This window comes from Aliarcobacter sp., assembly GCF_041672065.1.
Taxonomy (GTDB): domain Bacteria; phylum Campylobacterota; class Campylobacteria; order Campylobacterales; family Arcobacteraceae; genus Aliarcobacter; species Aliarcobacter skirrowii.
Window position 1 is genome coordinate 1 of the sequence record NZ_JBAZAH010000064.1, and the last position, 9,583, is coordinate 9,583.

The window sequence follows — 9,583 nt, forward strand, 5'->3', positions numbered from 1 at the left end:
AGCATTTCTAATTCTAGTTAAAGCATCTGCGATTAAATCATTCATCATAGCTTTTTTCTCCTACCAACTAGCTTTTCTAACACCAGGTAATAAACCTTCGTTAGCCATTTTTCTTAAACAAACTCTACATAGACCAAAATCTTTATAAACTGAGTGAGGTCTTCCACAAACAGAACATCTTGTGTATGCTCTTACAGCAAACTTAGGTGTTCTTTTTTGTTTAGCGATCATAGATTTTTTTGCCATTACGCTCTTCCTTTAGTAAATGGAATTCCAATTAACTCTAATAGTCTATAAGCTTCTGCATCAGAAGTTGCAGTTGTAGCAATAGAGATATTCATTCCATGTGTTTTAATGATGTTATCATAAACTACTTCTGGGAACATCAATTGTTCATCAAGTCCAAAGTTAAAGTTTCCTCTTCCATCAAATCCATTTTTATTTACACCTCTGAAATCTTTTACTCTTGGTAATGCAATATTACAAAGCTTATCTAAGAAGTGATACATATTTTCACCTCTCAATGTTACTTTAACTCCAACAGGCATTCCTTCTCTTACTTTAAATCCAGCAACAGATTTTTTAGCAATAACTTTAACCGCTCTTTGTCCAGCAATTAAAGAGATTGTATCTTGAATATTTTGGATTAATTTAGTATCTTTCATAGCTTCACCAGCACCAACAGAGATAACAACTTTCTCAACTTTAGCTGTTAAAGTTTTGTTTTTAGCAAACTCTGTTTCAAGAACTGGTTTAATCTCAGCTTTATATTTTTCTAATAATCTTGATGCCATATTTTACCCTTCCACTTTTGCCACATTTGAAATATCAATTGGCATCTCTTTATTTACAAATCCACCATCTGGATTTTTCTCTTGGTCTGGTTTAACAGTTTTTTTAGCAACTTTGCAATCTTTAACAATTACTTTGTTCTTTTTTGGTAATACTTGTAAAACTTCTCCAGTTTTACCTTTATCATCACCAGCGATGATTTTAACCATATCACCTTTTTTAATTTTTAATTTAATAGCCATTATAATACCTCCGGTGCAAGTGAAACGATTTTCATAAATCCTGAATATCTAACTTCTCTGGCAACTGGTCCAAAAATTCTTGTTCCAATAGGCTCTCTTTTAGCATCTAAAATAACAGCTGCATTATCATCAAATCTAATTAATGAACCATTCTCTCTTTGTACCTCTTTGTGAGTTCGTACAATTACCGCTTTTACTACTTGACCTTTTTTGATTCTTCCAGTTGGTAGAGCTTTCTTAACAGAAGCTACAATTACATCTCCAACAGTTGCATATCTTCTTTTAGAACCACCTAAAACTTTGATACACATAATCTCTTTAGCACCAGTATTATCAGCTACATTTAATCTTGTAAAACTTTGAATCATTATTTAACTCCTGTAGCAACTATTGTCTTAAGTCTAAAAGATTTAGTTTTTGACAACGGTCTACACTCAACTGCAATAACAGTATCACCTTCATTTAACTCATTTTTTTCATCATGAATTAAATATTTTTTAAATCTTTTAACAGTTTTGTGATATTTTGGGTGTAAAACAGATCTAGTTACTAAAACAGAAGCTGTTTTATCTCCTGATCTTTTTACTACTACACCTTGAATCTCTCTTTTATGTGACATACTAGATCCTTAGTTAGCTTTAACAGCTGTAATAGCAGTCTGAATTCTAGCAATATCTTTTTTTGCTACTCTTAACTCAGATGTATTTGTTAACTGCATAGTTTTTAGCTTAGCTTTTAATTCAAAAAGAAGCACCTTTTTCTCTTTTAATAACGCTTGTAATTCGCTCAAGCTTTTATCTTTAATATCAGTATAGTTCATTTTCGCTATCTCTTGTTACAAATTTAGTTTTAAATGGTAGTTTATGCATAGCTAAAGCTAAAGCTTCTCTTGCTAAATCTTCATCTACTCCAGCCATTTCAAAACATACTCTTCCTGGCTTAATATTCATTACCCATTTATCAACTGAACCTTTACCTTTACCCATTCTTGTTTCTAATGGTTTTGCAGTAAGTGGTTTGTCAGGGAATACCATAATCCATACTTTTGCTTGTCTTTTTACTTTTCTTGTCATTGCAACCCTAGAAGCTTCGATTTGTCTTGAATCTACTCTTCCGTGTTCAACTGCTTTAATTCCAAAATCTCCGTAAGCTAAAGAGTTACCTCTGTGAGCTTCACCTCGATTTCTTCCTTTCATCATTTTTCTAAATTTTGTTCTTTTAGGCATTAACATAATTATTTACCTCTTTTCTTTGCTGGTCTTCTTTTTGGTTTAGACTCAGTTGATTCAGATTTCTCAGCTGGAATTCCTTTTGCAAGAACTTCACCTTTGAATATCCAAACTTTAATACCAATACAACCATAAGCTGTATGAGCTTCAGCAAAACCATAATCAATTCTTGCTCTTAAAGTATGTAATGGAACTCTTCCTTCTAAATACCACTCAGTTCTTGCCATTTCAGCTCCACCAAGTCTTCCAGAAACAGATACTTTAATACCTTTTGCTCCACTTTTTAGTGCATTTTGCATAACTCTTTTCATAGCTCTTCTAAATGCAACCCTTCTTTCTAACTGTTGAGCAACATTTTCAGCTGATAAAAGAGCAGAAATTTGAGGTTTTCTTTCCTCTTTAATATTAACTGCAATCTCTTTACCAACAAGTTTTGATAAAGAATCTTTTAATTTCTCAACATCTGCACCTTTTTTACCAATGATAATTCCAGGTCTTGCAGCAACAACTGTAACTCTTACTTTTTTTGCAGTTCTTTCAATAACTGTTTGAGCAATTCCAGCATAATATAACTCTTTTTTAACAAATTTTCTAATTTTGTCATCTTCTGCTACATTTGCAGGCATTGTTTCAAATTTTGGAAACCATCTTGATTCCCAGTTTCTATTAATTCCTAATCTTAAACCTATTGGATTAACTTTTTGACCCATTACTTGTCTCCTTTTGTAGATGCTGCTACTTCAATCATGATATGCGCTGTTGGTTTATGCTTTGGAGAAGCTGAACCTCTTGCTCTTGGAGTAAATCTTTTAAGAACTGGTCCTTTATCTACTCTTGCACTTGTAATAACTGCATCTACTGGATCTAAACCAGAGTTTGCAACAGCTGAAGCTATAACTTTTTTAATAATTGCAGCTGCTTTGTTTGGTGTAAATTGTAAAGATGCAATAGCATACTCTGCATTCATACCTTGAACTTCTTTTGCAATTAATCTAGCTTTAATAGGAGAAACTCTAATAAATTTTAATATTGCTCTTGCCATTATTATGCCTTTCTTTGAACAGAACCTTTATGGCCCTTGAATGTTCTAGTTGGTGCAAACTCACCTAATTTATATCCAACATGGTTCTCTGTAATATTTACAGGAACAAAGTTTCTACCATTATGTACATTAAATGTTATACCAATCATATCTGGAAGAATTGTTGATCTTCTTGACCATGTTTTAATTGGTTTTTTATCTTTTGAACTATTAGCAGCCACTACTTTTTTCATTAAGTGTGAATCTACAAAAGGTCCTTTTTTTACTGATCTTGCCATCTTAAACCCTTACTTCTTTCTTCTTGAAATGATTAGTTTATCACTAGCTTTTTTCTTTCTAGTTTTATAACCTTTAGTTGGCATACCCCATGGAGTAACAGGGTGTCTTCCAGAGTTAGTTTTACCTTCCCCTCCACCGTGTGGGTGATCAATAGGGTTCATTGCAGATCCTCTTGTTTGAGGTCTAATTCCAAGGTGTCTATTTCTTCCAGCTTTACCAACAACCATATTTATATAATCCTCGTTTCCAACTACACCAATTGTAGCCATACAAACTCCAAGGATTTTTCTCATCTCACCTGATGGTAATCTTAAGATAACATATTTATCTTCTCTTCCCATAATTTGTGCATATCCACCAGCAGATCTAGCAAATTGTGCACCTTTTCCAGGTTTTAACTCAATATTATGAACCATTGTTCCAACAGGAATACTTGCTAATTGCATTGCATTACCTGGTAAAATATCAAGTCCAGAAATAGCAGATTGTACTTTATCTCCAACTTTCATACCTGAAGGTTGAATAATATATCTTTTATCTCCATCAACATAAGAAACTAAGCAGATTCTGCAGTTTCTGTATGGGTCATACTCAACAGTAGCAATTGTACCTTCAATTCCAAATTTATCTCTTTTGAAATCAATAATTCTATAAAGTTTTTTTGCACCTGCTTCTTTGTGTCTTGATGTAATTCTTCCATTATTATTTCTACCAGCATTTGCTTTTACTCTTACAAGTAAAGATTTTACTGTTGGTTTTGAAGTAATATCAGAACTCTCAATAACTGACATAAATCTTCTAGCAGGAGTGATTGGTCTAAATTTTTTAATTGACATTATTTACTCCTTATGCTGATAGGTTCGCAATAGCTGCGCCCTCAGGTAGCGTTACATAGAATTTTTTAAAGTCAACTCTTTTTCCAAGTTTTCCTCTAAATCTTTTAACTTTACCATCTTGTCTTAAAGAGTTAATTTTTGTTGGAGTTACTCCAAAATACTCTTTAAACACCTCTTTTAAACTAGTTTTTGTCATTCTTGGACTTGTTTGAACAACAATAACACCATTTTCTTGAAGCTCAATTGTTTTTTCTGTATATAAAATTGATTTAATATCTGTAATATCTGCCATCTTAAGCCTCTTTTGTTAATGCTTCTAGTACTGATTTTTCAATTAGTACAGAGTGATATACTGCAAGTAAATAAGCATTTACTTCTTGCTTTTCAATCATATAACAGTTTTTAAGATTTCTAAATGCTAAATAAGTTTTCTCATCAATTGAATCAACAACAATTAATGTATCTCTTTTATTTAATTTACTTAAAACTGCAACCGCATCTTTAGTTTTACCTGACTCAAGATTAATTGAATCAACAACAAAAAGTGAACCATTGTTTGCTTGTGCATTTAAAGCATATTTAAGTGCTAAAGCTTTTTGTTTTTTATTTACTTTTTGCTCATAGTTTCTTTTTGTAGGACCAAATATAACCCCACCACCAACAAACAGAGGTGATCTTTTAGAACCCCATCTAGCTGCTCCAGAACCTTTTTGAGCTTTAGGTTTTTTACCACCACCGCTTACTTGAGCTCTTGTTTTAGCTGCTGCTGTGTTTGATCTTAAAGCTGATAAATATGATTTAACATATAAATATAAGTTATGTCTATTTATCTCTTCGTAACTAGCTGGTAAAACTACTTCACCACTATTTTCAAATTTTGTATTTAATACTATTGCCTTACTCATTTAGCAACCTTTACTTTACCTAATGTTCCATTTGCACCAGAAACTGAACCTTTTACAACTAAGATTCCAGACTCTTGATCAAATGATAGAACTTCATTTTTTACAGATACATTTGTATTTCCGTATTGTCCTGGCATTTTTTTACCTGGTTGAACTCTTCCTGGGAACTCACAGTTACCAATTGAACCTGTTCTTTTACCCATTCTATGCCCGTGAGCATTTCTTCCACCAGCAAAATTCCATCTTTTAACAACCCCAGTGAATCCTCTACCTTTTGTTCTAAAAGTAGTTTTTACAACTTTAGCTTCACCTAAACCAGAAACATCTAAATCTCCAGCTTCACTGTTTGCTACATTTAGAGTTACAAATCTATTAAACTCTTTTGAAAGTTTATATTTTTTTTGTTGTCCCTCAATAGCTTTGTTAAATTTTTTACCATTGCTATAAGATACTAGTGCTACACCATCAGTAACTTGACATACTTTCGCATCAAGAACTTTTAAAAGTGTAACAGCAGTACTTGGAACAGAAACTGTTCTACTCATACCGATTTTTTGAACTATAAATTCCATCTTGTATTACCCTTTCTTCTTATTCTTGACCCATTGATCTTACTTCAACATCCACTTCAGGAGCTAAATCTAGTTTCATTAAAGAATCAACAGTATCTGCAGTTGCAGAGATAATGTCTATAATTCTTGTGTGAACTCTAATCTCAAATTGCTCTCTTGAGTCTTTGTTTACGTGAGGACCTTTGATAACTGTATATCTTCTGATTTTTGTAGGAAGAGGGATTGGACCTCTTAAATCAGCACCAGTTCTTTTAACAGCTTCAACTATTGAAGCAACACTTCTGTCTAAAACTCTATGATCGTAAGCTTTAAGCTTTAATCTGATTTTTTCCATATATTTTTTTCCTTTAAAGAACTCGTTAGATACCAAAAAATGGTTCTAACCACATTAAGTGGACGCGGATTATAACTTATTTTTGATTAAGAGTCAATACTTATGGGGCTTTTGAAAGAAATTATTGAAATTTACTTCCTTTTAAAAAGGAAGAAAACTCAAGTTTAATAGATATAGTAAGTTAGTTTTAAGCAATATATTGAATAATTTTTATGTATCTTTTACCATTGCTATTTCATTACATATAGGAAATAATTTACATTTTATGCAATCAGCCCAAACTTTTTGTTCAGGAATATCCTCTTTACTTATCTCTTTAAATCCACAACCTAAAAAGAAATCTTTCTCATATGTTAAAGATAAAACCTGTTGTATTCCATAAAATTTAGCCTCTTCAACACACTTTTCTACAAGTTTTTTACCAAGACCAAGACCTCTGAAATCCTTGCTTACTATTAAACTTCTAACTTCTGCCATTCTTGGTGAATGAATGTGAGTTGCTGTAAAACCTGCCATTTTACCATCAACCTCAACTACAATATATGATCTTATAGTAGTTGCCATCTCATCGCTTGAACGAAATAGGATAATTCCCTTTTCAACCTCTTCTTTAACAAGCTCTTGCATTTTTGGTATATCAAGAACCGTTGGTTTATAAAATCTAATTTCCAAACAGATACTCCGTAATTTTATTTTGAAGATCAATTATACCTTTTTTCTTTAAATTAGATAAAAATATTCCATCAGGATTATCTCTTTTTAAAATTCCCAATTCACTACTATTTAACTTATCTATTTTTGTAAAAGCATTTATAATAATTTGATCACCTCTTTTAATACTTTTTAAAAACTCATCAACATTTTTATCAATCTCAAGATTTGGATGCCTTGAATCTATTAAGTGTACAAATATTTGAAGATTTGGTCTTTGTTCTAAATATTCAGTTAAATTTCTATTCCAAGCAGCTTTTAAACTCTTTGCTACTTTTGCATAACCAAAACCTGGCAAATCTACAAATCTAGCATAAACATAAGGTGTCTCTTCACTTATTGTTTTAAATTTAATCTCAAAATAGTTTATAAGTTGAGTCTTACCTGGAGTTGATGATGATTTTGCAAGATTTCTTTGATTTGTAAGTGAGTTTAAAATTGAAGATTTACCTACATTTGATCTTCCTAAAAATGCAACCTCTGCAACTGATGGTGGGGGTGAATCATTTAAGCTTTGTGCTGATTGCAAAAATTTTGCATCTATTAAATTCATACTACTCTTCCTTTTGTTTTTCTTTATTATCAATATTTAGTATAAATCTAACAGGTTTTTTTTCATTACCTTTTACTCTAGCTTCACCATTTAATTGGTTTATATAAATATGATCTCCATATACTTTTCTATCTTCGTTTACTTCATGTAAAAAGGCATTTCCTATAATATTATATTCATCTTTTTTTGGTTCATAAATAATTTTATCGCCACTACCTTTATAAAGCTTTCCATTTGAATATATCTCAAAATCAGCCTTTTTTGTTGCTTCATATTTTGAAACGACTTTTTTATTTGTATCTTTATCAATTTCAAAAAATAGCTCAAGTTTTTGTGCATTCAATCTATCTTCACCCATTTGTATTTTTACATTTATTTCAAAAGTTGCTACATTTCTACTATCTTCTGCCTGAAAATATACTGCATCAATTGTTAGTTTTTCATTTTTTGCTATTAAAGTTGAGATTGCTAAAATTAATATTAAAAAAATTCTCATCTATAAACTCCTAATTTTTTTCAATTATAAATTGTGTTCTTCGTGATTTTATATAGTTTTTATTAATATCAAAATATAAATTTGTTCCACTATAAAAATTTTCATAATAAAGTGCATTAAAAGGAGCTTTATTTCTTGCTATTTTTTTAATATTATCAAAGTATAACTCATCTGTATTAAACTCTATAAAATTATCTCTTTTAAACTTTACACTATTTGCTAAATAATACTTCTCACCTTTTTTCTCTATAAACTCTGCTTTTAAACTATCTTTATAATAATTTTTTTTACTATCTTTATTAAATATCTCAATATTTGCAAAATATATCTCATCTTTATTTTTATATCTAACAGCTTGTGTTGAAATAATCTTTTTACTAACTCCCATCTCATCTAAAGTGTACATTACTGGATTTTCAAAAATAAAAATTGGTCTATTCTCTTTTTCATTACCACTTACAGAACTCTCTATAGGTGAGTAATAAAATAACAAACTTAAAATTAGTGATATAAAGAAGAAGAGTTTTAAAGCCATAAATTTAAAAACTCCTCTTCAAGATTCTCCTCTTTTAAAATATACTCTATCATCTCTCTTGCTGCTCCACTTCCACCACTTTTTTTGCAAACTACATTTACACTATCTTTTACAAGTTCATGTGCATTTTGTGGGGCAAAAGATAAACCAGCTTTTTTTAACATCTTTAAATCATTTAAATCATCACCAATAGCAGCAACTTGATTGTAGTTTAAATTCTCTTTTTTTAATATCTCATCAAGAACTTCTAATTTATCTTTTACATTTTGGTATAGATACTCTATTTTTAGCTCATTTGCTCTATACTCAACAATCTTTGACTCTCGTCCTGTAATTATTGCAGCTTTTTTTCCTAAATGTTTTGTCCAAAAAACTATTGCAAAACCATCATTTACATTAAATGTTTTAAACTCTTCAAGACTACTTGAATATGTAATATCACCATTTGTTAAAGTTCCATCAACATCAAAAACTAAAAGTTCTATCATAAAACACCTTTTGTGCTAGGAATTCCAAGTTTTTCATTTTTTACTAAAGCTCGTCTTAATGCAACTGCAAAAGCTTTAAATGTTGCTTCAATAATATGGTGTTTATTTCTTCCTCTTTCAGATATTAAATGAAGAGTAATTCCAGCATTTCCACTTAAAGCATGGAAAAACTCCTCTACTAATTCAACATCAAACTCTCCAACTTTTCCACTTATATTTACTTCATAAACCAAAAAAGGTCTATTTGATAAATCCAAAGCACATGTAGTTGCTGCTTCATCCATAACAACTGTTGCATTTCCATATCTCTCAACTGCTTGAATAGGAAAAATTGCTTTTTTCAAAGCTTGTCCTAAAACTATTCCACAATCTTCAACTGTATGGTGAGAATCAATATGTAAATCACCTTTACACTCTAAATTTATATCAATCCCACTATGTTTACTTAAAGCTTCAAGCATATGGTCAAAAAAACCAACACCTGTATTTATAGAAAATTTTCCACAACCATCTAAAGTTAAACTACACTCTATTTGTGTCTCTTTTGTATCTCTTTTTATCTCTACCAT

Annotated in this window: 21 protein-coding genes; all 21 read right to left on the reverse strand. The window is 30.8% G+C overall.

Annotated features, from left to right (window positions below; all coding sequences use genetic code 11):
• Positions 1–60: 60 nt before the first annotated feature.
• Positions 61–246, reverse strand: a complete 186-nt coding sequence (locus WC168_RS08405) for a type Z 30S ribosomal protein S14 (protein WP_066161669.1) — start codon at positions 244–246, stop codon at positions 61–63.
• Positions 246–794, reverse strand: coding sequence for a 50S ribosomal protein L5 (rplE, locus tag WC168_RS08410; RefSeq protein WP_066161671.1), 549 nt, complete (start codon positions 792–794; stop codon positions 246–248). Before rplE ends, WC168_RS08405 begins: the two co-directional genes overlap by 1 nt.
• 3 nt (positions 795–797) lie before the next feature.
• Positions 798–1,034: a 50S ribosomal protein L24 gene (gene rplX / locus WC168_RS08415; protein WP_066161673.1), complete on the reverse strand. Its 237-nt coding sequence runs from the start codon at positions 1,032–1,034 to the stop codon at positions 798–800.
• Positions 1,034–1,402, reverse strand: a complete 369-nt coding sequence (gene rplN / locus WC168_RS08420; protein ID WP_066161675.1) for a 50S ribosomal protein L14 — start codon at positions 1,400–1,402, stop codon at positions 1,034–1,036. The genes rplX and rplN overlap by 1 nt, the downstream gene beginning before the upstream one ends.
• Positions 1,402–1,653: a 30S ribosomal protein S17 gene (gene rpsQ, locus WC168_RS08425; protein ID WP_066161677.1), complete on the reverse strand. Its 252-nt coding sequence runs from the start codon at positions 1,651–1,653 to the stop codon at positions 1,402–1,404. The genes rplN and rpsQ overlap by 1 nt, the downstream gene beginning before the upstream one ends.
• 9 nt (positions 1,654–1,662) lie before the next feature.
• Positions 1,663–1,854, reverse strand: a complete 192-nt coding sequence (rpmC, locus tag WC168_RS08430) for a 50S ribosomal protein L29 (protein ID WP_066161680.1) — start codon at positions 1,852–1,854, stop codon at positions 1,663–1,665.
• The gene (gene rplP, locus WC168_RS08435) at positions 1,841–2,266 is read right to left on the reverse strand and encodes a 50S ribosomal protein L16 (protein ID WP_066161682.1); all 426 of its coding nucleotides are present in this window, start codon (positions 2,264–2,266) and stop codon (positions 1,841–1,843) included. Before rplP ends, rpmC begins: the two co-directional genes overlap by 14 nt.
• Positions 2,267–2,268: 2 nt before the next feature.
• The gene (rpsC, locus tag WC168_RS08440) at positions 2,269–2,973 is read right to left on the reverse strand and encodes a 30S ribosomal protein S3 (protein ID WP_066161683.1); all 705 of its coding nucleotides are present in this window, start codon (positions 2,971–2,973) and stop codon (positions 2,269–2,271) included.
• Positions 2,973–3,305, reverse strand: coding sequence for a 50S ribosomal protein L22 (gene rplV, locus WC168_RS08445; protein ID WP_066161686.1), 333 nt, complete (start codon positions 3,303–3,305; stop codon positions 2,973–2,975). Before rplV ends, rpsC begins: the two co-directional genes overlap by 1 nt.
• Positions 3,306–3,307: 2 nt before the next feature.
• Entirely contained in the window at positions 3,308–3,583 is a 276-nt protein-coding gene (gene rpsS, locus WC168_RS08450) for a 30S ribosomal protein S19 (RefSeq protein WP_066161688.1), read from the reverse strand.
• A gap of 9 nt (positions 3,584–3,592) precedes the next feature.
• A complete protein-coding gene (rplB, locus tag WC168_RS08455; RefSeq protein WP_066161690.1) occupies positions 3,593–4,420 on the reverse strand; it encodes a 50S ribosomal protein L2 in 828 nt (275 codons plus the stop codon).
• Positions 4,421–4,430: 10 nt separating this feature from the next.
• Positions 4,431–4,712, reverse strand: coding sequence for a 50S ribosomal protein L23 (locus WC168_RS08460; RefSeq protein ID WP_066161694.1), 282 nt, complete (start codon positions 4,710–4,712; stop codon positions 4,431–4,433).
• 1 nt (position 4,713) lies between these two features.
• Positions 4,714–5,325: a 50S ribosomal protein L4 gene (gene rplD / locus WC168_RS08465; protein ID WP_066351026.1), complete on the reverse strand. Its 612-nt coding sequence runs from the start codon at positions 5,323–5,325 to the stop codon at positions 4,714–4,716.
• A complete protein-coding gene (gene rplC / locus WC168_RS08470) occupies positions 5,322–5,897 on the reverse strand; it encodes a 50S ribosomal protein L3 (RefSeq protein ID WP_066161698.1) in 576 nt (191 codons plus the stop codon). Before rplC ends, rplD begins: the two co-directional genes overlap by 4 nt.
• A 19-nt stretch (positions 5,898–5,916) precedes the next feature.
• Positions 5,917–6,231: a 30S ribosomal protein S10 gene (gene rpsJ, locus WC168_RS08475; protein WP_066161700.1), complete on the reverse strand. Its 315-nt coding sequence runs from the start codon at positions 6,229–6,231 to the stop codon at positions 5,917–5,919.
• A gap of 210 nt (positions 6,232–6,441) precedes the next feature.
• Positions 6,442–6,903: an N-acetyltransferase gene (locus WC168_RS08480; RefSeq protein ID WP_066161701.1), complete on the reverse strand. Its 462-nt coding sequence runs from the start codon at positions 6,901–6,903 to the stop codon at positions 6,442–6,444.
• On the reverse strand, positions 6,893–7,495 hold the full coding sequence (yihA, locus tag WC168_RS08485; RefSeq protein WP_066351028.1) for a ribosome biogenesis GTP-binding protein YihA/YsxC: 603 nt from the start codon (positions 7,493–7,495) through the stop codon (positions 6,893–6,895). Before yihA ends, WC168_RS08480 begins: the two co-directional genes overlap by 11 nt.
• 1 nt (position 7,496) lies before the next feature.
• Positions 7,497–7,991, reverse strand: a complete 495-nt coding sequence (locus WC168_RS08490) for an LptA/OstA family protein (RefSeq protein WP_066161707.1) — start codon at positions 7,989–7,991, stop codon at positions 7,497–7,499.
• A 10-nt stretch (positions 7,992–8,001) separates the two neighbouring features.
• Entirely contained in the window at positions 8,002–8,526 is a 525-nt protein-coding gene (gene lptC / locus WC168_RS08495) for an LPS export ABC transporter periplasmic protein LptC (protein WP_066161710.1), read from the reverse strand.
• Positions 8,517–9,014, reverse strand: a complete 498-nt coding sequence (locus WC168_RS08500; protein ID WP_066161712.1) for an HAD family hydrolase — start codon at positions 9,012–9,014, stop codon at positions 8,517–8,519. Before WC168_RS08500 ends, lptC begins: the two co-directional genes overlap by 10 nt.
• Positions 9,011–9,583 (reverse strand): imidazoleglycerol-phosphate dehydratase HisB (gene hisB, locus WC168_RS08505; RefSeq protein WP_066161715.1); only part of this gene is annotated, 573 nt, incomplete at its 5' end. The genes WC168_RS08500 and hisB, both read right to left, overlap by 4 nt.

What these genes read in the sequence shown, in the direction of transcription:
- WC168_RS08405 (WP_066161669.1), bottom strand. Translation starts at nt 246, where the DNA reads ATGGCAAAAAAATCTATGATCGCTAAACAAAAAAGAACACCTAAGTTT.
- rplE (WP_066161671.1), bottom strand. Translation starts at nt 794, where the DNA reads ATGGCATCAAGATTATTAGAAAAATATAAAGCTGAGATTAAACCAGTT.
- rplX (WP_066161673.1), bottom strand. Translation starts at nt 1,034, where the DNA reads ATGGCTATTAAATTAAAAATTAAAAAAGGTGATATGGTTAAAATCATC.
- rplN (WP_066161675.1), bottom strand. Translation starts at nt 1,402, where the DNA reads ATGATTCAAAGTTTTACAAGATTAAATGTAGCTGATAATACTGGTGCT.
- rpsQ (WP_066161677.1), bottom strand. Translation starts at nt 1,653, where the DNA reads ATGTCACATAAAAGAGAGATTCAAGGTGTAGTAGTAAAAAGATCAGGA.
- rpmC (WP_066161680.1), bottom strand. Translation starts at nt 1,854, where the DNA reads ATGAACTATACTGATATTAAAGATAAAAGCTTGAGCGAATTACAAGCG.
- rplP (WP_066161682.1), bottom strand. Translation starts at nt 2,266, where the DNA reads ATGTTAATGCCTAAAAGAACAAAATTTAGAAAAATGATGAAAGGAAGA.
- rpsC (WP_066161683.1), bottom strand. Translation starts at nt 2,973, where the DNA reads ATGGGTCAAAAAGTTAATCCAATAGGTTTAAGATTAGGAATTAATAGA.
- rplV (WP_066161686.1), bottom strand. Translation starts at nt 3,305, where the DNA reads ATGGCAAGAGCAATATTAAAATTTATTAGAGTTTCTCCTATTAAAGCT.
- rpsS (WP_066161688.1), bottom strand. Translation starts at nt 3,583, where the DNA reads ATGGCAAGATCAGTAAAAAAAGGACCTTTTGTAGATTCACACTTAATG.
- rplB (WP_066161690.1), bottom strand. Translation starts at nt 4,420, where the DNA reads ATGTCAATTAAAAAATTTAGACCAATCACTCCTGCTAGAAGATTTATG.
- WC168_RS08460 (WP_066161694.1), bottom strand. Translation starts at nt 4,712, where the DNA reads ATGGCAGATATTACAGATATTAAATCAATTTTATATACAGAAAAAACA.
- rplD (WP_066351026.1), bottom strand. Translation starts at nt 5,325, where the DNA reads ATGAGTAAGGCAATAGTATTAAATACAAAATTTGAAAATAGTGGTGAA.
- rplC (WP_066161698.1), bottom strand. Translation starts at nt 5,897, where the DNA reads ATGGAATTTATAGTTCAAAAAATCGGTATGAGTAGAACAGTTTCTGTT.
- rpsJ (WP_066161700.1), bottom strand. Translation starts at nt 6,231, where the DNA reads ATGGAAAAAATCAGATTAAAGCTTAAAGCTTACGATCATAGAGTTTTA.
- yihA (WP_066351028.1), bottom strand. Translation starts at nt 7,495, where the DNA reads ATGAATTTAATAGATGCAAAATTTTTGCAATCAGCACAAAGCTTAAAT.
- WC168_RS08490 (WP_066161707.1), bottom strand. Translation starts at nt 7,991, where the DNA reads ATGAGAATTTTTTTAATATTAATTTTAGCAATCTCAACTTTAATAGCA.
- lptC (WP_066161710.1), bottom strand. Translation starts at nt 8,526, where the DNA reads ATGGCTTTAAAACTCTTCTTCTTTATATCACTAATTTTAAGTTTGTTA.
- WC168_RS08500 (WP_066161712.1), bottom strand. Translation starts at nt 9,014, where the DNA reads ATGATAGAACTTTTAGTTTTTGATGTTGATGGAACTTTAACAAATGGT.